The organism is Kitasatospora sp. NPDC088391 (assembly GCF_044753345.1).
In the GTDB taxonomy this organism is placed as follows: domain Bacteria; phylum Actinomycetota; class Actinomycetes; order Streptomycetales; family Streptomycetaceae; genus Kitasatospora.
This window is the reverse complement of the sequence record NZ_JBIVNB010000002.1, coordinates 932,998-951,118: the sequence shown is the minus strand read 5'-3', so window position 1 is coordinate 951,118 and position 18,121 is coordinate 932,998. Positions and strand designations below refer to the sequence as shown.

The window sequence follows — 18,121 nt, the reverse complement described above, 5'->3', positions numbered from 1 at the left end:
GGGAACCGGGGCGTGCTGCGGGGTGCTGGTCACGCCCCCGACCTTAGCCCGGCCCCCGCCGACCGCCACCCCCTGCCCGCTGCCCCGCCCGCCGCCCGCCGCCCGCGGAAAGGGCTCCCGCCGGGCGGACGCGGCGCGGTCCGCCGGGGCGGTGCGGGCAGAAGACACGGTCCGGGAGGCCGAGGAGGCGCTGCGACGGGTCGGCGACGGGAACTGACGCGTCGTCAGGTCGCTTTCGGGGGACCGGCCTGCGGGAGGCGGACGACCAGGCGGGCGCCGGGGAGCCGGTCGGGGGGTTCGGCGGTGGCGGTGCCGCCGAACCGGTGCGCGATGGTGCGGACCAGGGCGAGGCCGAGGCCCGCGCCGCCGCTGTCCCGGTCGCGGGCGGCGTCCAGGCGGACGAAGCGTTCGAAGACCCGTTCGCGGTCGGCGGCGGGGATGCCGGGGCCGTCGTCCTCGACGGTGAGGACGGCCCGGCCGTCCTCGACGGCGAGGGTGACGGCGACCCGGTGGCGGGCGTGCCGGACGGCGTTGTCGAGCAGGTTGCGCACCAGGCGGGCGGGCAGCACTTCGCGGCCGGGCAGCACCGCCGCGCCGATCCGTCCTTCGAAGGTCAACTCCGGGTCGGTGTGGGCGCGTTCGGCGAGCTGTTCGGCGATCAGGTCGTGCAGGTCGACCAGCGCCCGGCCGCCGGCCGGCCCCGCGTCACGTCCGGTGTCCTGCTCGGTGTCCTGTTCGGTGTCCTGCTCGACCCGGGCGAGCAGCAGCAGGTCGTCGGCGAGGTCCTGGAGCCGCTGGGTGTCGGTGAGCGCCCCGGCGACCACGCCGGGCCAGTCGGCGGCGGCCGGGTGGGCGAGCGGCACTTCGAGCGAGTTGCGCAGCGCGGCGAGCGGGCTGCGCAGTTCGTGCGAGGCGTCGGCGACCAGGCGGCGCTGTTCGTCGAGGGCGTGCTGGAGCCGGTCGAGGGTGTCGTTGGTGGTGCGGGCGAGCCGGTGGACGCCGTCGCGGGCCCGGGGGACGGGGACGCGTTCGTGGAAGGCGCCGTCGCGGACGGCGGCCATCTGGCGGCGGATCGACTCGACGGGGCGCAGCGCGAGTCCGGTGGCGAGCCAGGCGATCAGGGCGACGAACAGCGAGGCGGCGGGGGCCGCGTACTGGAGCAGCAGGCGGGTGACGGTGCCGCCGGTCTGTTCGGCGGTGAGCGGGTCGACCAGGACGTAGACGGTGAGCTGCTGCCCGGGGAGGTTCGGCCGGTCGAGCCCGCCGTTGCGGAACCCGTCGGCGTACAGGGCGAGTTGGTCGGTGGTCAGTGATCCGGTGAGGGCGCGGACGAAGCGGTAGGGGCGGGGGCCGAGTGCGGCGAGCTTGTAGTTCGGGGCGAGGTTGCCGGGGTAGCGGACGGTGATGATGTCGCTTCCGGGTCGCAGGGCGTTGCCGTTGCCGTACTGTTCGGGCCCGACGGGGGGCAGCCGGGCCGTGGGGGTCCAGTCGCGCGGGTCGGTGAGGTTGGCGGAGCGGAGCCACTGGCCGTCCTCGGTGACGACGGCGTAGGAGATGCTCTGGTACTGCTCGTCGGGCGCGTCGGGGATCTTCGAGGAGACGTTCTCGACGGCGGTCCAGGCCCGTTCCAGGGCGACCTGGTCGAGCCGGGAGCGGACGGCGGCGCCGATCAGGGGCGCGGCGACGGCGAAGGCCAGGGCGGAGGCGAGCAGGGCGGCGAGCGCGGCGCGGGCCCGGATGCCGGGGGCGGGCCACCACGCGGGCCACCGGGCGGGCCGGGGACGGCGGGGGCGGCGGAAGCGGCGGGGGCGGTCAGCGGGCATCGGGGGCCAGCCGGTAGCCGATGCCGCGGACGGTCTCGATCCGGGCGTGCGCGCCGGCCCGGTCGAGCTTGCGGCGCAGCGCGGCGACGTACACCTCGACGATGTTGATGTCGCCGCGGAAGGCGGAGTCCCAGACGGCGTCCAGGATGTCGCTCTTCGGGACGGCCTGGTCGGGGCGGCGCAGCAGGCACTCCAGCACGCCGAACTCCTTGGCGGTGAGCCGTAGTTCGGTGTCGTCGACGGTGCAGCGGCGGGCGGCGGGGTCGATCCGCAGGTCGGCGGCGGCGAGGACGGCGGGGCGGCCGGCCGCGCCGCGCCGGAGCAGGGCGCGGAGCCGGGCGGTGAGCACCACGTAGGAGAACGGTTTGGCGAGGAAGTCGTCGGCGCCGCAGTCCAGGGCCTCGGCCTCGTCGTATTCGCCGTTCTTCGCGGTGAGCATCAGGATGGGGACGGAATGCTCCTCGGCGCGCAGTTGCCGGCAGATCCGGAAGCCGTTGAGGCCGGGCAGCATGAGGTCGAGCACCAGCAGGTCGTAGCGGCCGGAGCGGGCCAGGTCGAGCCCGGTGAGGCCGTCGGCGGCCACGTCGACGGCGTAGCCCTCGGCCCGCAGTCCCTGGCCGAGCGAGCGGGCCAGGCTTTCCTCGTCCTCGACCATGAGTAGGCGCACCGGACGAGGATAGGGCCTTTTCCGGCGGCGGGATAATCCCCCGGGCGTTGTGCCGGTTTTATCCGTGCTGAAGAAATCCTCAGGTTCTTTCAGAAGCGTTTCAGGGGCATTTTCCTAGCGTCGGCCGGGTGCGATTCTCTTTCTCCGCGCCCGTGGTGGCGCTTCCGGTCCTGCTGTTCCACCTGGCCCTGTCGCTGCCCCGGCAGTGGCGGATCGAGACCACCGGGTTCGATCTGGGGATATTCGAGGAGGCGGTGCGCGGGTACGCGGGCGGCGGGCCGCCGGTGGTGGTGCTGAAGGGCGCCGGGTTCGACCTGCTGGGCGACCACTTCAGTCCGGCGCTGGTGGTGCTGGCCCCGTTCTACCGGCTGTGGCCGGCGGCGGAGACGCTGCTGGTGGCGCAGTCGGTGCTGTTCGCGCTGTCGGCGCTGCCGGTGGCGGCGCTGGCCGGCCGGCGGTTCGGCCGGGTCGGCGGGGTGGCGGCGGGGTGGGCGTACGGGCTGTCCTGGGGGCTGTGGCGGGCCTCGCAGTTCGACGTGCACGAGGTCGCGCTGGGGGTTCCGCTGGCGGCGGCCGCGACGGTGGCGCTGGCGGAGCGGCGCTGGCGGGCGGCGGTGTGCTGGGCGCTTCCGCTGCTGCTGGTGAAGGAGGACCAGGGCCTGCTGCTGGCCGGGGTCGGCGGGTACGTGCTGCTGGCGGGCCGGCGGCGGGCGCTGGGGGCGGCGACGGTCGCGGCGGCCGTGCTGGGCACGGCGCTGGCGGTGCTGGTCCTCGTCCCGGCGGCCAACCCGACGGGCGGCTACGCGTACGGCTCCTGGGTGGGGCCGGACGGCGGGAACCCGCTGGCGCGGCTGCTGTTCCCGGCCGAGAAGTGGGGGACGGTGGGGGCGCTGCTGGCCCCGACGCTGCTGCTGGCGCTGCGCTCGCCGCTGGCCCTGCTGGCGGTGCTGCCGCTGGCGGCCCGGTTCTGGTCCCCGGTGGAGGCGTACTGGGGCACCGGGTTCCACTACAACGCGGTGCTGATGCCGGTGCTGTTCGTCGCGGGCCTGGACGGGCTGTGGCGCCTGACGGGCCGCCGGGGCGGGCAGGTTCCCGTCCGGGTGCTGCCACCGGCGGTGGATCGGGAACCGCGCCGCGCGCCCGTCCCGGCAGTGCCCGTCCCGGCGGTGTTCGCGCTGGCCGGGATGGTGCTGCTGGCCCTGCTGGCCGTGCCGCGGCCGGATCTGTCCGGGCCGGGGGCGGAGGCGCTGACGGTGCGTCGGGTGCTGTCGGCGGTGCCGGACGGGGCGCGGGTGGCCGCGGCGAACCGGCTGGCCCCGCAGTTGACCTCGCGCTGCGCCGTCTCGCTCTTCCCGTACCTGAGTTACCCGGACGGGGGCTCGACGGGCCTGTCGTCGGACGGCCGCGACCCGCGGTCCCGGCCGGTCGCGGAGTGGGCCGCCACCCTGGACGCGCCGGAGGACTTCCCGGTGCCCCGGGCGCGCGAACTCGACGTCCAGCGGGGGCTGCCCGCCGCCGGCTACCGGCCGGTCGCGCGCGGCGGCGGGGTCACCGTCTGGCACTGGCAGCGCGGTTGAGGGGGCGGTCGGCGGCTGTTCCCCGCGCGTTGACCTCCCCGTGGTGGCCGCGTTCCCGCGTACTGGCTAGGCTTCGCGCTGACGCGGGCAGGTGTGCACCGCACCTTTCCACACGGGAGTTCACATGGCGCGGGGCGTCATCCGCGGGGCGGCCTCCGGCGCCGTGCCGCTGCTCTTCTCGGTGCTGCTGGCCGCGCTGTTCACGGGTGCCTCCGCCGGGGTGTCGGCGGCGGCGCAGGGCAACGGGACGGTCGTCATCGGCGTCTCCGGGGTGCCGGCCCGGGTCGCGCCGGGCGAGGGGTTCACGGTGGCGTTCACCCTGGACTCGACCTCCCGGTACCGGGTCCTGGTGCGTTCCCTGGTGCTGGAGCTGGCCGACGCCACCGGCCCGGCGGCGGGGCCGGACGACCTCGCGGTGCAGTGGCGGGACGACGCCACCAGCACGTGGCGGGAGTCCGACCACTACGGGCCGGAGTCGTGGGGCACCACCCCGGCCGTGCCGCTGACGATCGCGCCGCACGGCAGCCTGACCGTCCGGGCCCGGGTGGTCCTGGGGTCGGCGGCCCCGGCCGGGACGTACCTGCTGGCGATGGACGGCCCGGCCGCGTACACGGTGGTCGACGGCGCGGGCCGGGACGTCGGCCCGCTGGACGGCCACAACCGCGCGCAGGCGGTGTTCCGCTGCGCCGTGCCCGGCCCGTCGGCCTCGCCCGCGCCCACGCCGAGCGGGTCGGCCACCGCCGGGCCGGACCCGTCCGCGTCCGCCCCCGTCACGGCCGGGCCGTCCGCCCCGACGGCGGCGCCGAGCGCCGTCGCCCCGCCGCCGACCGTCGGCGCCGCCCTCGCCCTGCTGCCCGCCGAGGACACCGGGCCGACCGGGCCGGGCAGCGTCCCGGGGCCGTCGGCGTCCGCCCCGGAGCGCTCCCCCGCCGCGGCGGCCCAGCGGCTCCCCGAGGCGGCGGCCGCCTCCGTCGCCGGTCGCGGCTCCACCCTCCGGCTGGTCTTCGGTGTCGCCGCGATCGTGTTGGGCTGCTCGATGGGCACCGCGCTGCTGGTGCGCCGCCACTCGCACGCGCACCACCCCGACCGCTGACCGGTGCCCCTTCCGTCCGGTCCGGTCAGTCGCGTCCGGTGCCGGTGCCGGCGGGCAGGACGTAGCGCTGCGGGGCCATCACGGTGTCGCGCCAGGAGAGGTCGGCGACGATCGCGGCGTGCGCCTCGGCCGGCGACAGCTCGCACCCGGCGGGCACCGTGGCCGTCAACTCTCCTCCCTCGAAAGTGACTTCGACGTCCTTGACGCCGAGGACGGCGCGCACCCGGTCGGCGACCACGTCGAGGTCGACCCAGTTGCTGCCGACCTGCTGCCAGCGGCCCTTCTCCCGGCGGCCGACGGGCAGGCCGCTGAGTGCGGCGAGTTCGCCGTCGGGACCGAGGGCGACCGGGCGCTGTCCGGCGAGGTCGATCAGCCGGAGCAGGGCGCGGGCGAACTGCTCGGTCTCCTCGCGGTCGAGGACGTCGGGGTGGGCGTGCAGGCTGATCTCCAGGCAGGTGCCGGTCCGCCAGATGTTGATCATCAGCCGGGTGGGGAGCGGCTCGGTCGGGTACCAGGTCAGTTCGGGGTCGACCGGCGGGTCGGGGCGCAGCGCCGCGATCTCCTCGGGGACGGTGCCGCTGACGTCGTTGAGCACGACGTCGCGGACGAACCGGGCGCCGCGTCCGATCGAGGCCTCGTCGAGGATGCGCCAGAGCTGCTCGGTCTCGAAGGTGGCGTGCCAGTAGCCGGAGAGCGCCTGAGCCTGGGTGCGGCCGATCAGGGTGTCCAGGTCGGGGCAGTCGGTGTCGAGGACGAGCAGCGCGTCCTGGGCGAGGGTGCCGATGTGCTCGGCGAGCGCGGAGCGGTGCCGGTTGGCGGAGAGCGCGGCCATCACCACGGTCGGGCGGGCGGCCCGGTGCGCGGCGAGGACGGCGTAACAGGCCAGCAGGACGGCCGACTTGGAGCTGCCGGTGCGGCGCACGGCGCGTTCCAGCGCGGCGGCGCCGAACGGGCTGCGGACGGCGAGGGTGTGCAGCAGGATGTCGCCGGAGCGGACCCGGTCGTCGGTGAAGACGGCGGACGGCTCCTCGTTCAGGATGCGCTCCCAGTGCCGGAGGGCGGCCCGGGCGCGGCGCTGCCCGCCGGTGGAGCGCTCCTGTTCGGCGACCTCGATCGGGGTGGGGCCGGCGGGCGGCGGCAGTTCGGCGCCGGAGGCCAGGGCCATCCACTCCTGGAACAGCAGCCCGGTGGCGACGCCGTCGAGTTGGGCGTGCGAGACGACCACGGCGAGCAGCACGGGGCGGCCGTCGCGGGTGAGCAGGCCGAACCGGAGCGGGAAGTCCGCGGCGAGGTCGAACGGGACGCAGCGGCGGTCCCAGCAGTAGGCGTCGCCCCGGGCGGCGGCGTCCTCGTCCGGGTCGAGGGCGATCACGTCGACGGTGAACTCGCCTTCCCGGAGCTGGCGCTGTGTGGTCGGGAGCTGTTCGCCCGCGGCGGGGAAGACGGTGCGCAGGGCGGCGTGCCGCTCGGCGAGGGTGCGCAGCGCGGCGAGGCAGCCGGGCAGGTCGGCGTGCTCGGGGACGATCCAGCTGGCCTGCTTGTTCAGCGAGGAGGGCTCGTTGCGTTCGCGCGAGGGGGTCTCGTTGCGCAGGCAGCGGAGCATGTTGTCCTGGCCGAGGGTGACCGGCCCCTCGGCCTCGGGCGCCTCGGCACGGAACCGTACGGTGGTGGCTTCTTCGTGTGACACGCCGTCAGTCTCCGTTCGGGGCGGTGCTGTTCTGGGCGGTGCCGTTCTGGGCAGTGCCGTTCAGGGCGTTGCCGATGGGCTGCGGCCAGTCGGCGGGCCGGGGGCCGTGGGTGTGCAGCAGGGCGAGGGCGATCCGGTCGAGGCCGAAGGCGGTGCAGGCGGTGTTGCCGGTGGCGCCGTCGGCGGTGAACGCGAACGCCTCGCCGAAGTGGTCCTTGTGGAGGTTGGCGGAGGCGATCGCCTGGGGCAGGCCGTCGGCCACCGGGACGCGCAGTTCGAACTTCAGCTCCTGGGCGCGCTGGGCGGCTTGGTAGATCCGGCGGCCGCCGCCGAAGAACGGGTCGTCGGCGAGTTCGACGGACGGCTTCAGTCCGAGCGTCTCCAGCCAGTCGGCGACCCGGCCGAGCCAGTGCTCGCGCCACTGCTGGCAGTGCTCGGCGGTGCCGGCGGTGACCAGTTCGGCCATCCGGAAGGTCCGCAGCCGGCCGGGTTCGGCGGTCGCCTCCTGCCGGAAGCACTGCGCCTCGACGCTGAAGCGGACCGGCTCGGTGAGGTCCCGGCCGTCCAGGGTGGCGTAGACGGGGTAGCAGGCGGCGGGGAGCAGCACCAGGTCGGAGATGCCCTGCCGGGTGTGCCAGTCGCCGCCCTCGGCGATCAGCGGGGAGAGCCGGCGCCAGTCCGCGGCGGTGCCGGTGTAGCTGTGCACGGTGCCGAGCAGGTTCGGGAAGGAGGCGGCGAAGCCGGCCCGTTCGATGGTGGCGCGGGAGATCACGGGCGGGACGACGAGCCGTTCGAAGGGTTCGTCGGCGGCCAGCCGGGCGATCGCGTCGCGGAGCGCGCCGAGCAGCTTCTCGTAGGCGGCGGGCTGGAGTTGGACGCCGGGGGCGGCGGTGGACAGCGGGGTGGCGTCGTCGGGGTGGCGGGTCATGGTCGGTCTGCCTCGGGGTCGGGGGCGGCGGGCGCCGGGAGGAGGACGGGGTCGGTGGTCCGGGCCGGGGACGCGGGGAGCTGCGCGGGGCCGGGGGCGTCGCCGGGGTAGCGGCGCAGGTCGGGTGGCGGGAGGGGGCGGGTGCCGGTGCGGGCGAGGGCGGCGCGGTAGCCGGCCGGGGCGGGCAGGTCGCGGACGGCGCACGGGCCGAGCGGGCCGTGCAGCCGGTGCGGGCCGGGCCGGTCGACCGGTCCGGCGGGGGTGCGCAGGCCGTCGGCGAGGCGTCCGCCGCGTGCCTTGGTGTATGCCTCCTTGCGGGTCCAGCGCCGGGTGAACTCCTCGGCGTCGCCGCCGGTTTCGGCCCCGGGGTAGTAGCGGTGGGCGAGCCGGCGGGCGACCTGTGCGGTGGGCACCGGTTCCAGGTCGACGCCGATCGCGCCGCCGTCGGCGGGGTGCTGCTCGATGGCGAACAACGCCCAGGGCCCGGCGGTGCTCAGGTTCACGGTCAACCGCCCCGCCAGTCCGTCGGGTTCGGGGCGGCCGTGCGGTCCGCGCCGCCAGCGGACCCGCTCCGGCGGCAGGCCCGCGGCGGCGGCGGTGAGCAGCCGGGCGGCGGCGTGCGCGACGACGAAGCGGTGCCGCTGCGGTCCGTCGGGCGCGGCCAGGGCCCGGGCCAGTTCGCCCGGGTCGAGCAGTTCCAGCAGGGCCCGGGCCTGCTCGGCCCCGGCGTCGGTGGGGATCAGCCAGACCTCGGTCACGCCTGCCCGCCCTCGGGGTGACGACCGGTGACGCGCGCGCCCGGAACGACAGCGCCACCGCCGCCGCGCGGGGTCCGTCCCTGTCCGGGTCGGACCGCCGCCGGGACGGAACCGGCCGGGCACGGGGTCGGCGGCACGGCTCCCGACGGCATGGAACCCGGCGGCACGGCGCGCGGCAGCGGCACCGGGCGGCCGGACCTCCCCACCGCCCCTCGGGCCCGGCCGGGCCGGACGGCCGTCGCCGAGCCGCACGACCGGCGCGGGCCGAGTGCCGCGCGGCCGTCGCGGACCGCCGCCCTTCCGGCGCCGCCCTTCACTCCGCTCCCCCCTCCGCCTGCGGGTCGCGGCCCCAGCAGGCCAGGTCGAACCGGCCGGTCTCCGGTTCGAAGTCGGCGAGGGCCAGCGGAAGTTCGGCGTACCGCGGGTCGGCGAGGGCTCCGGCCAGGGCGGCCCAGCCGCCGGTGTACGGGTTGCCGGGGCGGGCCCGCAGGACCGGGCGGTCGGCGGGCGGGTCGGCCGCGGCCAGTCCGGGGCCGAGCACCAGCAGGGTGCCGGCGGGCAGCTCCCCGTCCGCCTTCCACAGCGCGTCAAAAGCCTGACGTTCCGTCAGTTCTGATTCTTGGAAGGTGAGTTGCAGTGGCCGGCCGACGCCTTCCGACTCCCAGAGCAGTGCGGCGGCGGAGTGCCGGTCGGGCTGCCGGGCGGGCCGGTGCGGGCGGTGGTGCAGGTCGGCCTGTTCGACGGCGATCAGCAGGGCGCGCCGGGCGCCGCCGGTGCGGGCGTACGCGTCGGCGATCCGCAGCGCGCTGAAGGTGCCGCCCGCGCCCTCGTCGCAGAGGGCGAAGGCGAGCGGTTCGCCCGGGCACAGGTCGCTGAGCCGGTTGGCGGTGGACTGTCCGGGGCGGACGTCGGGTCCGGCGTAGACCAGGACCACCAGGTCGACGGGGCGGGTGGCGTCGGCCAGGTGCTCGACGGCGTGCCGGGCGAGGGTCAGGTAGGAGTGGCCGCGGGCCCCGGTCAGCGCGTCCTCGTCGAGTTCCAGGCCGTAGGGGCGGACCAGGTCGGCGGTGAAGGTGCGCAGGTCGGGGTCGGCGGCGAGCGGGGAGTGCCCGTCCAGGTCGAGGGCGTGGGCGGCGGTGAGGCGCAGCGCGGAGGCGGTGCGCGGCAGGGTGGTCGGGGGGAGCGGTCCGCGGACGCGCACGGCCGTCAGTCCTCGGCGATGACGTGTCCGGCGACGAAGCCCGCGAGGGTGCCGACCGAGCGCAGGTCGTCCTGGTCGATGCCTTCGACGTCGATCTGCACGTCGAGGTGGTCCTCGAGTTCCAGGATGAGTTCGAGGGTGGCGGCGGAGGTCAGCCCGACCTCGTCGAACAGGCAGGCGTTCTCGGTGACTTCGGGCAGTTCGCGCTTGAGCACCCGGGGCAGCAGCAGCAGGATTCCGTCGAGGGCCCGGCCGCGCAGCTCGGGGTCGACGGTGCTGTCGGCGCCGTCGGCCGCGTCGGTGTCGGCGGCGGGGTTCTCGGTCAGGGCGGATTCGGTCATGGCGATGTCCTGTCTGGCCGCGCGGCCCGACCGGCGGGCCGCGCACGGCGGTTGACTGGGTGGCGAGTGGGCAGGGAGGGGCTCGGCGCCGCCGCCGCGCCGGGTGCCGCCGGCCGTCGCCGCCGAGGGCGTCGGCGGTGCGGGCCTCAGTGCTGGAGCACCATGGCGGCGAAGGTCGCGCCGATTCCGGCCGCGGCGATCAGGTAGCGGTCGCCGCGGCGGAGCAGGCCGCGGGCGGTGGCGGTGCGGTGGTTGATCAGGACGTCCGCGGCGAAGCTGTGCCCCACCGCGGGGACGTTGTCCAGCACCACGCGTTCGGGTGGGAGCCCGACCTCGCGGCAGATCCGTTTCCAGGAGATCTGGTTGACGTTGTGCGGGAGCAGCAGCCGGATCGAGTCCCAGCTCTCGCCGGCCTCGTCCAGTGCCGCCCGCATCACGCCGGCCATCAGCTCCGGGTAGCCGCGCTGGTAGCGCAGCAGCAGTTCCGCATCGTCGGCGAGCCGCCCGTCGAACTCGCCGTGCTGGTCGACCGCGTACGACAGCACGCGGTCGTGTTCGCCTTCGGCCCGCACCAGGCAGGCGGCCGCCCCCTCGCCGAACAGGGCGGTGTCCGGGACGATGCGGGCGTCCCGGGTGAAGGTCTTCTCACCCGCCAGGATCAGCGCCGTCGCCTCGGGGTCGGGGTCTGCCGCCAGCAGCCGACCGGCCACGTCCAGTGCCAGCAGGGTGCCGGCGCAGGCGTGGTGGGTGACGGTGAAGGCACGGGCGTGGCTCAGCCCCAGACGGCCGAGCACGTCGTGCAGCGGGTTGTGCGGGTAGGGCGCCGCGACCGGCAGGCTGCGCGCGTGCAGCACGTACTTGACGCGGTGTTCGTTGCCGCGCAGCGGGGCCAGGGCCTTCGCCGCGCCGATGAGCAGATCGGTCAGGTCTCCCTCGCGGTCCACCCGGACCCGGTCGAGGCCGTGGAACCGGCGGAAGAGCCTGATCTGACGGTCCGTCAACCCCAGGCTCTCCCCGATCAGTTCGATCGGTTCGGCGGTGGGTGGCAGGTGAACGGCGACTGCTTCCAGAGCGGTCACGCGGGCTAGTATTCCGTCGCCCCCACCGGCCGCACAAGGGATCTCCGACGCTTGGTTCGGACCAACCCCCGGTGGTCTGCACCAATTCTCCGTCGTTTGCACACGACTCTTGGGAAACTCGCCCGGGCGGCACCCGCCCCGCGCCCCTCCCCGCCTCCGGAAGGAACCGCCGTGCCCCCTGCCGTCCCCGCTCCCCCGCTGCGCCTGCTGCTGGTGGTCCCGCCGCTGACCGGTCACCTGCTGCCGGCCCGCGCCCTGGCGCTGGCCTGGGCCGCGCGCGGCCACGAAGCGGCCTGGACGGGGCCGGAGTCGGCGCTGCGGCCGGTGCTCGGCCCGGACGCCCAGGTGCACCCGACCGGGGCCCGGGTGTTCCGGGAGCAGGCGGCGGGCGGCGCGGCGGCGGTGCGCTCGCTCTGGGAGGGCTTCGTGGTGCCGCACACCCGGTTCACGCTCGGCGCGGTGCGGCGGGCCGTCGAGCAGTGGCGGCCGGACGCGGTGCTGGTCGACCAGCACAGCCCGGCGGGCGCGCTGGCCGCGCACGGCGCGGGCGTGCCGTGGGCGACCTTCGCCCCGTCCACCCTGGAGATCGGCGACCCGCTGGGCGGCGACCGGGAGTTGACGGCCTGGCGGGACGGGCTGCTGCGCGGGCTGTGGGAGCGGGCCGGGCTGCCGGCCGGGGAGTTCACCGATCCGCGCTTCTCGCCGGGCCTGGTGCTCGCCGCGGGCAGCCCGGCCCTGTTCGGCCTGGACGCCGTCCCCGCGCACTGGGCGACGGTCGGCCCGCTGCTCGCGCCGCGCCCCGGACCGGCCTTCCCCTGGGACCGGCTGGACCCCCGGCGGCGCCGGGTGCTGGTCACCATGGGCACGCTGTCCGCCGAGGTGGCGGGCGGCTTCCTGGACCGGACGGCCGCCGCACTGGCCGAACTGCCGGACGTGCAGGCGATCGTGGCCGCCCCCGGCGGGACCGCGCTGCCGCCGGGGGCGATCGGCCTGGAGCGGGTGCCGGTACTGGAACTGCTCGGACGCGGCGCGGTGGACGCCGTACTGTGCCACGGCGGGATGAACACCGTCGGCGAATCCCTGGCCCACGGGCGGCCGCTGGTGGTCGCCCCGATCCGCCACGACCAGCCGGTCACCGCCGCGCGACTGGCCGCCCTGGGCGCGGCCGTGCCGGTCGACTTCGCCACCGCGACCCCGGACGAGCTGCGCGACGCCCTGCGCCGGGCCCTGGACGCGCCGGAGGTCCGCTCCGCGGCCGAGCTGCTGGGCCGTCAACTCCTGTCCTGCGGCGGCCCGGTGGCCGCGGCCGAACGACTGGAGCACTTCGTGCGCGCAGCAGGCCGGAACCGCACCGAGTTGTGGTCCAGACCATTGTGAACGGGCGGGTCGGGGCCCTAGGGTCTGTCGTCGAACCCCCGGCGCGGCCCACGTCCCCCGTCGCCGCCCGCCCCTCCTTCCGCGTACCCGCCCGCCGCCGCAGCTGTTCGCGGCGCGATCCGGCGCGGCACGGCGCGGACCTCTTCCGTCGGCCGACCGGCCGCCTTCCCTCCCACACCCCACCGAGAACGACCACAGGAGTCCGGGTTGATCGTCACCAAGGGGCTGCGCAAGTCCTTCCGGCCCCGTCGCGGCAGCTCCGTCGACGCGGTGCGCGGCATCGACCTCGCCGTCGAGGAGGGCGAGATCTACGGCCTGCTCGGGCCCAACGGCGCGGGCAAGACCACCACGCTGCGGATGCTCGCCACCCTGCTCGTGCCCGACGACGGGACCGTCACCGTCGCGGGCGCCGACCTGCGGGCCGACCCGGGCGAGGTCCGCCGCCGGATCGGCTACGTCGCCCAGGGCGGCGGCACCACCGACCAGGCCACCGCCCGCGAGGAACTGGTCCTGCAGGCCCGGATGTACGGCATCCGCAAGGCCGAGGCCGTCCGGCGCGCCGAGGAGGGCCTGGCGGCCTTCGACCTCACCGAGTTCGGCGACCGCCCCTGCAAGACCTACTCGGGCGGCCAGCGCCGCCGCCTCGACCTCGCCCTCGGCGTCGTCCACCGGCCCAGGGTGCTGTTCCTCGACGAGCCCACCGTCGGCCTGGACCCGCGCAGCCGGGCCCAGGTCTGGGACGAGGTCCGCCGCCTGCGCGAGCAGGGCATGACGGTGCTGCTCACCACCCACTACCTGGACGAGGCCGACGCCCTGTGCGACCGGATCGGCATCGTGGACCACGGCGGCATCGTCACCGAGGGCACCCCCGAGGAGCTCAAGCAGAAGATCGCCGGCGACTCCGTCACCATCGGCCTGGCCGACGCCGGGGCGACCGCCGACGCCGAGCACGCCCTGGCCGAACTCCCGTGCGTCCGGCGCCTGGAGGCCCTGCCCGGCGAGGACGGGCTGCGCCTGCACGTGGACTCCGCCGCCACCGCGATCCCGCAACTGCTGAGCGCCCTGGTCGCGGCCGGCCTCGAACCGGAGCACGTCCAGCTCCAGCGCCCCAGCCTGGACGACGTGTTCCTGGCCCTGACCGGCCGCGCGCTGGTCCACAGCAGCTGACCACCCCTCCCCTTTCCGGCACCGACGCCCCGAGGTCCCCGTGAAGCTCGCCCGCGACACCTGGCTGGTCTACCAGCGCCAACTCCTCCTGATGGCCCGCTCCCCCGTGTGGATCGCCGTCGGACTGCTCCAACCCCTCTGCTACCTGCTGCTGTTCGCCCCGCTGCTGACCTCCGCGCTGGCGGCGTCCGGCGCGCACAGCACCGCCGACGCGTACCGGATCTACGTGCCCGGCCTGCTCTCCGCGCTCGCCGTCATGGGCGGCCTGTTCACCGGCTTCACGCTGCTCGGCGAACTGCACGCGGGCGTCATCGAGCGCTCCCGGGTGACGCCGGTCAGCCGGGTCGCGCTGCTGCTCGGCCGGGCACTGCGGGAGACCACCGCGCTGCTGATCCAGTCGGCGCTGATCGCCGTCCTGGCGATCCCGTTCGGCCTGACCGTCGGCCTGGTCGACCTGCTGCTGGCCATGGCGCTGCTCGCCCTGATGGCGCTGATGTCCTCCTCGGTCTCGTACGGCCTGGCCCTGCTGGTGCCCACCGACGCGGCGCTCGGCCCGATCGTCAACACCATCGCGCAGCCGCTCGCGCTGCTCTCCGGCACCCTGCTGCCGATCGCGCTCGCCCCGGCCTGGCTGCGCACCGCGGCCTCCTGGAACCCCTGCTACTGGGGCGTGGAGGGCATGCGCGCCCTGTTCGCCGGGCACCTGGACGCCCCCGAGGTGTGGCGCGGCCTGCTGCTGACCGCGCTGACGATGGTGCTCGCCGTCGCCTGGGCGGCCCGCCTGTTCGCCCAGCGCATCCGCTGAGCGCCTGCGCGGCACGGCGCTGAGCAGCCTGAGGAGTACCGAGCAGCACCGAGCGGGGCCCGGCGGAAGGAACTCCCGCCGGGCCCCGCTCGGTCGTGCGCTCAGGAGTCGGCCGGGAGCCGTTCCGCGACGAACGCGGCCAGCCGGCGGACGCCCTCGGTGATCTGCCCGGGCGTCAGGTAGGAGCAGGAGAGCCGCAGCTGGCGGGTGCCGCCGCCGTCCGGGTGGAAGCCGTCCATCGGGGTCCACAGCACGCCGTGCGCGCGGGCGCAGTCGTCCAGGGCCCTGGCGTCGGCCCGGAACGGGACGGTGACGACCGCGAAGAAGCCGCCCGCGGGGCGGTTCCAGGAGACCCCGGGGACGTTCCGGAAAGCGTTTTCCAGTTCGGTCAGCAGGGTGTCCATGGCGTGGGCGTAGAACTGCCGGGCGGGCTCGTTGGCCTTCCGCAGCCCGGGGCCGCCGCCCAGCAGCATGCCGCCGATCACGGCCTGGCTGAGCGCCGAGGTGTTCACGGTGGTCATGCTCTTCAGCTTGGCCAGCTCGTCGGCGAGCAGGGTGGTGGAACCGTCGGGAGCCTCGACGCGCTGGTCGGCGACCACGTAGCCGACCCGGGCACCGGGCAAGCAGGTCTTGGCGAAGGACCCGAGGTAGACCACGTTCCCGCGGTCGTCGTCCAGCGCCTTCAGGGTGGTGCGGGCGTAGCCGGAGCGGCCGAAGAAGAAGCCGTACGGGTTGTCCTCGATCAGCAGGACGCCGGCCTCCTCCGCGACCGCCAGCAGCCGGCGGCGGGCCGGCTCGTCCAGGCTGGTGCCGCTCGGGTTGGCGAAGTCCGGGACCACGTAGCAGGCCCGGGGACGCTTCCCGGCGGCCCGCAGCTCGCGGACGGCCGCGGCCAGCGCCTCCGGGTCGAGCCCGCCGTCGGGGCCGGCCTCGGGCACCGGACGGACCGTCAGGTCGAGCAGCCGGGCCGCACCCGTCACCCCGACGTAGCAGGGCGAGGAGACCAGCAGCACGTCGTCCGGGCCCGCGCACAGGGCGCGCAGCACCAGCAGCATGCCCTCCTGCGCGCCGACGGTCACCACGATCGCCTCGGGGTCGACGTAGATCGCCTCGTCGGCGGCCAGTGCCCCGGCGATCAGCGGCGCGATCAGGCCCTTGGTGCGGCCGTACTGGAACACCTCCCGGCGGACCTGCTCCTCCGTCAGCCCGCGCTCCTCGCGCAGGTGCCGGAGGTAGCGCTCCAGGTGGACGGGGATGTCGGCCGGGTCGAAGAACTCCTCGTGCGGGCGGCCGGGCCCGAACGAGATCGCCTCCGGGTAGCGGCCGGTGACCTCGTTGAGGAACGTCATCGCGTCCAGCAGCGGATCCGCGAGCGAGCCGTGCAGCTCGGCGAGCCGCAGCACCCGGCTCACCGCCTTGCCTCCCGCCCGGCCCCGTACGCCGCCACCAGCCGCTCGGCGGCGAACAGCTGGGCCGCCCGCCCGTCGTCCAGCAGCGCGGGCATCGCGAAGAACCCGTGCGGCATCCCGGCGTACCGCCGCAGCTCCACCGCCACCCCGGCCCCCCGCAACGCCTCGGCGTACTCCTCCCCCTCCGCGCACAACGGGTCGTACTCGGCCGTCACCACGGTCGCCGCCGGCAACCCCCGGTGATCGGCCGCCCGCAACGGCGACGCCAACGGATTCTCCGCATCCCCCGGCCCCGCCAGATAGTGCGCCCAGTACCAGGCCACCGAATGCCGATTGAACAACGCGGGGTCCTCCCCGTCAGGTCCTGCCCCCGCCCCTCCGGCCCGCCCCGCAGGAGCTGCCTCCCCGCCCCGCGCGAAGCTCCCTGCGGGCTCTGCCCCCGGCTGCCCCGCAGGGACTTCCCCCGCCTCTCCGACCTGCCCCGCAGGAGCTGCCTCCCCGCCCCGCGCGAAGCTCCCTGCGGGCTCTGCCCCCGGCTGCCCCGCAGGGACTTGCCCGTCCCCCCGGCCCCCGGCATGGCCTTCCCCCGCCTCTCCGGCCCGCCCCGCAGGGGCGGCCTCCCCGCCCCGCGCGAAGCCCCCCTCAGGGCCTGCCACCGGCTGCCCCGCAGGGGTTTCCCGTGGTACCCGGTGGTCGGTGTTCGGGTAGATCAGGAGCTGGTGCAGGATCGCGGGGCCGCCGCGTTCGCGGGCGAGGAGGGTGAGGGCGGCGGCGAGGTTGCCGCCGGCGCTGTCGCCGCCGACGGCGAGGCGGGCGGGGTCGAGGCGGAGGTCCGCGGCGTGGCGGGCGATCCAGTCGAGGGCGGCCCAGCAGTCGTGGACGGCGGCGGGGAAGCGGTGTTCGGGGGCGTGCCGGTAGCCGACGGCGAGGACGGCGGCGCCGGTCGCGTTGGCGAGGGCCCGGCAGATCGGGTCGCTGGTCTCCAGCGAGCCGAGCGCCCAGCCGCCGCCGTACAGGTAGAGCAGTCCGGGGCCGGCCGGCTCGTCGATCGCGGCCTTCGGCAGGTAGTGCCGCAGGGTGAGCGGCCCGCCGGGCCCGTCGATGGTGAATTCCCGGACGCTGTGGACCTGTTCGCCGGTGCCGGTGGCGGCCCGCAGGTCGGCGAGGTCGGCGGCGCGGGCCTCGGCGAGGGTGCGGGTGTACAGCGGCGGGGTGCCGGCGGCGGCGCGGCGGGCGCGCATCGCCTCGGCCTGGGGGTGCAGCGGCATCAGCTCGCTCCTCCGGGGGCGGTGGCCTCCAGGTAGATCGACTCGTCCTTGCGGAAGGCGGTGTCGAGGTCGGCGAGGTCGGGGCGGGCGCTCTCCTGGAAGGCGCGCCGTTCGATCGTGAAGTCCCGGTATCCGGCATGGTCGAGGACGTACCGGAGTTCGGCCTCGTCGTAGATCCAGCGGTGGCCGAAGTGGTAGAAGATCTGGTTCAGCATGAAGGCCCGGCGTTCCGGCATCGGCGGTCCGACCCGCATGGTGCGCAGGCGGCGGCGGTGGCGGCGGAAGAACTGTTCGCCGCCGTCGAGGTAGCCCTCGATGTAGCGGGCCAGGTCGGGGGTGGTGAGGCGGAGCAGCCCACCGGGCCGCAGGACGCGGCGGATCTCGGCGAGCCAGGGGACGGCGACGCCCAGCGGGACGTGTTCGATCAGGTGCTCGGCGTAGACCCAGTCGACGCTGTGGTCGGCGAACGGGAGCGGCTCGGTGATGTCGAGCTGGGTGTACAGGCTGCTGCCGTCGATCCGGTAGAGCGGCCCGGGGCGGGTGGCGTCGTCGTCGGTGTGCAGGCCGACCAGGTCGGTGCCGAGGCCCTGGGGGTGGCGGGTGCGGAACGCGGCGAACTCGATGCCCGTGATGCCGAGGTCCTGGAAGTCCTGATGGGTGTGCGGCAATTCGGGTCGGACCTGTTCGATGGTCCGGCAGCGGGCGAGGTCCTCGGTGAACCGGTCGGTGCGGGCGCTGAGCCCTTCGGGGTCCTCCCAGTCCCAGTCCGCGAACAGTTCGGCGGCCCCCGGCGGGACGGGCGCGGACGGGGCAGGCGCGGACGGCGCCGGCGCGGACGGCGCCGGTTCGGCGGACGGGGCGGGCTCGGGTTGTGCGGTGGTCGCCACGGGGTCCTCTCGTGCGTGCGGGGTGGTGCGGCAGCCCTCTTTGACGGTGCTCCG

16 protein-coding genes are annotated in these 18,121 nt (G+C 75.8%); 5 read left to right on the top strand and 11 right to left on the bottom strand.

The genetic code is table 11. The annotated features are described in order from the left end of the window. Positions 1-224: 224 nt before the first annotated feature. Positions 225-1,823, bottom strand: a complete 1,599-nt coding sequence (locus tag ACIQBJ_RS08600) for a sensor histidine kinase (protein WP_400705741.1) — start codon at positions 1,821-1,823, stop codon at positions 225-227. After that, positions 1,813-2,490 (bottom strand): response regulator transcription factor, encoded by a 678-nt coding sequence (locus ACIQBJ_RS08595; protein WP_400705738.1) that lies wholly within the window; start codon positions 2,488-2,490, stop codon positions 1,813-1,815. The genes ACIQBJ_RS08600 and ACIQBJ_RS08595 overlap by 11 nt, the downstream gene beginning before the upstream one ends. Before the next feature lie 128 nt (positions 2,491-2,618). Here ACIQBJ_RS08595 and ACIQBJ_RS08590 point away from each other — a divergent pair, with 128 nt between their 5' ends. After that, the gene (locus ACIQBJ_RS08590) at positions 2,619-4,067 is read left to right on the top strand and encodes a DUF2079 domain-containing protein (RefSeq protein ID WP_400705735.1); all 1,449 of its coding nucleotides are present in this window, start codon (positions 2,619-2,621) and stop codon (positions 4,065-4,067) included. Positions 4,068-4,191: 124 nt separating this feature from the next. Beyond that, positions 4,192-5,160, top strand: coding sequence for a hypothetical protein (locus tag ACIQBJ_RS08585; RefSeq protein ID WP_400705732.1), 969 nt, complete (start codon positions 4,192-4,194; stop codon positions 5,158-5,160). 25 nt (positions 5,161-5,185) lie between these two features. Here the strand turns inward: ACIQBJ_RS08585 and ACIQBJ_RS08580 are convergent, their stop codons facing one another. The 6 genes from ACIQBJ_RS08580 to ACIQBJ_RS08555 all read right to left on the bottom strand — a co-directional run bounded on the left by ACIQBJ_RS08580 (position 5,186) and on the right by ACIQBJ_RS08555 (position 11,154). Further along, positions 5,186-6,847, bottom strand: a complete 1,662-nt coding sequence (locus ACIQBJ_RS08580) for a condensation domain-containing protein (protein WP_400705729.1) — start codon at positions 6,845-6,847, stop codon at positions 5,186-5,188. Positions 6,848-6,851: 4 nt separating this feature from the next. Further along, positions 6,852-7,775 (bottom strand): hypothetical protein, encoded by a 924-nt coding sequence (locus ACIQBJ_RS08575; RefSeq protein ID WP_400705726.1) that lies wholly within the window; start codon positions 7,773-7,775, stop codon positions 6,852-6,854. Next, a complete protein-coding gene (locus ACIQBJ_RS08570) occupies positions 7,772-8,533 on the bottom strand; it encodes a 4'-phosphopantetheinyl transferase family protein (protein WP_400705723.1) in 762 nt (253 codons plus the stop codon). Before ACIQBJ_RS08570 ends, ACIQBJ_RS08575 begins: the two co-directional genes overlap by 4 nt. Before the next feature lie 313 nt (positions 8,534-8,846). Then, a complete protein-coding gene (locus tag ACIQBJ_RS08565) occupies positions 8,847-9,734 on the bottom strand; it encodes a hypothetical protein (protein ID WP_400705720.1) in 888 nt (295 codons plus the stop codon). A gap of 5 nt (positions 9,735-9,739) precedes the next feature. Beyond that, positions 9,740-10,075 carry an acyl carrier protein gene (locus tag ACIQBJ_RS08560; RefSeq protein ID WP_400705717.1) on the bottom strand — a complete coding sequence of 112 codons (336 nt, stop codon included), beginning with the start codon at positions 10,073-10,075 and terminating at the stop codon, positions 9,740-9,742. 146 nt (positions 10,076-10,221) lie between these two features. Then, positions 10,222-11,154, bottom strand: a complete 933-nt coding sequence (locus tag ACIQBJ_RS08555) for a 3-oxoacyl-[acyl-carrier-protein] synthase III C-terminal domain-containing protein (RefSeq protein ID WP_400705714.1) — start codon at positions 11,152-11,154, stop codon at positions 10,222-10,224. A 171-nt stretch (positions 11,155-11,325) separates the two neighbouring features. Here ACIQBJ_RS08555 and ACIQBJ_RS08550 point away from each other — a divergent pair, with 171 nt between their 5' ends. From ACIQBJ_RS08550 to ACIQBJ_RS08540, 3 genes are all read left to right on the top strand, one after another. Continuing rightward, complete coding sequence (locus ACIQBJ_RS08550; RefSeq protein WP_400705711.1) at positions 11,326-12,531, top strand: glycosyltransferase; 1,206 nt, start codon at positions 11,326-11,328, stop codon at positions 12,529-12,531. Between the two features lie 207 nt (positions 12,532-12,738). Further along, positions 12,739-13,698, top strand: coding sequence for an ATP-binding cassette domain-containing protein (locus ACIQBJ_RS08545; RefSeq protein ID WP_400705708.1), 960 nt, complete (start codon positions 12,739-12,741; stop codon positions 13,696-13,698). Between the two features lie 40 nt (positions 13,699-13,738). Further along, positions 13,739-14,503 carry an ABC transporter permease gene (locus ACIQBJ_RS08540; protein ID WP_400705705.1) on the top strand — a complete coding sequence of 255 codons (765 nt, stop codon included), beginning with the start codon at positions 13,739-13,741 and terminating at the stop codon, positions 14,501-14,503. 101 nt (positions 14,504-14,604) lie between these two features. On the opposite strand, the gene ACIQBJ_RS08535 is transcribed toward ACIQBJ_RS08540, so the two are convergent. The 3 genes from ACIQBJ_RS08535 to ACIQBJ_RS08525 are packed head-to-tail and all read right to left on the bottom strand — an operon-like array spanning position 14,605 to position 18,067. Further along, positions 14,605-15,915, bottom strand: a complete 1,311-nt coding sequence (locus ACIQBJ_RS08535) for a PLP-dependent aminotransferase family protein (RefSeq protein WP_400705702.1) — start codon at positions 15,913-15,915, stop codon at positions 14,605-14,607. Next, positions 15,912-17,180, bottom strand: a complete 1,269-nt coding sequence (locus ACIQBJ_RS08530) for an alpha/beta hydrolase fold domain-containing protein (protein ID WP_400705699.1) — start codon at positions 17,178-17,180, stop codon at positions 15,912-15,914. The genes ACIQBJ_RS08535 and ACIQBJ_RS08530 overlap by 4 nt, the downstream gene beginning before the upstream one ends. Beyond that, positions 17,180-18,067, bottom strand: a complete 888-nt coding sequence (locus tag ACIQBJ_RS08525; RefSeq protein ID WP_400705695.1) for a methyltransferase domain-containing protein — start codon at positions 18,065-18,067, stop codon at positions 17,180-17,182. The genes ACIQBJ_RS08530 and ACIQBJ_RS08525 overlap by 1 nt, the downstream gene beginning before the upstream one ends. Positions 18,068-18,121: the final 54 nt, after the last annotated feature.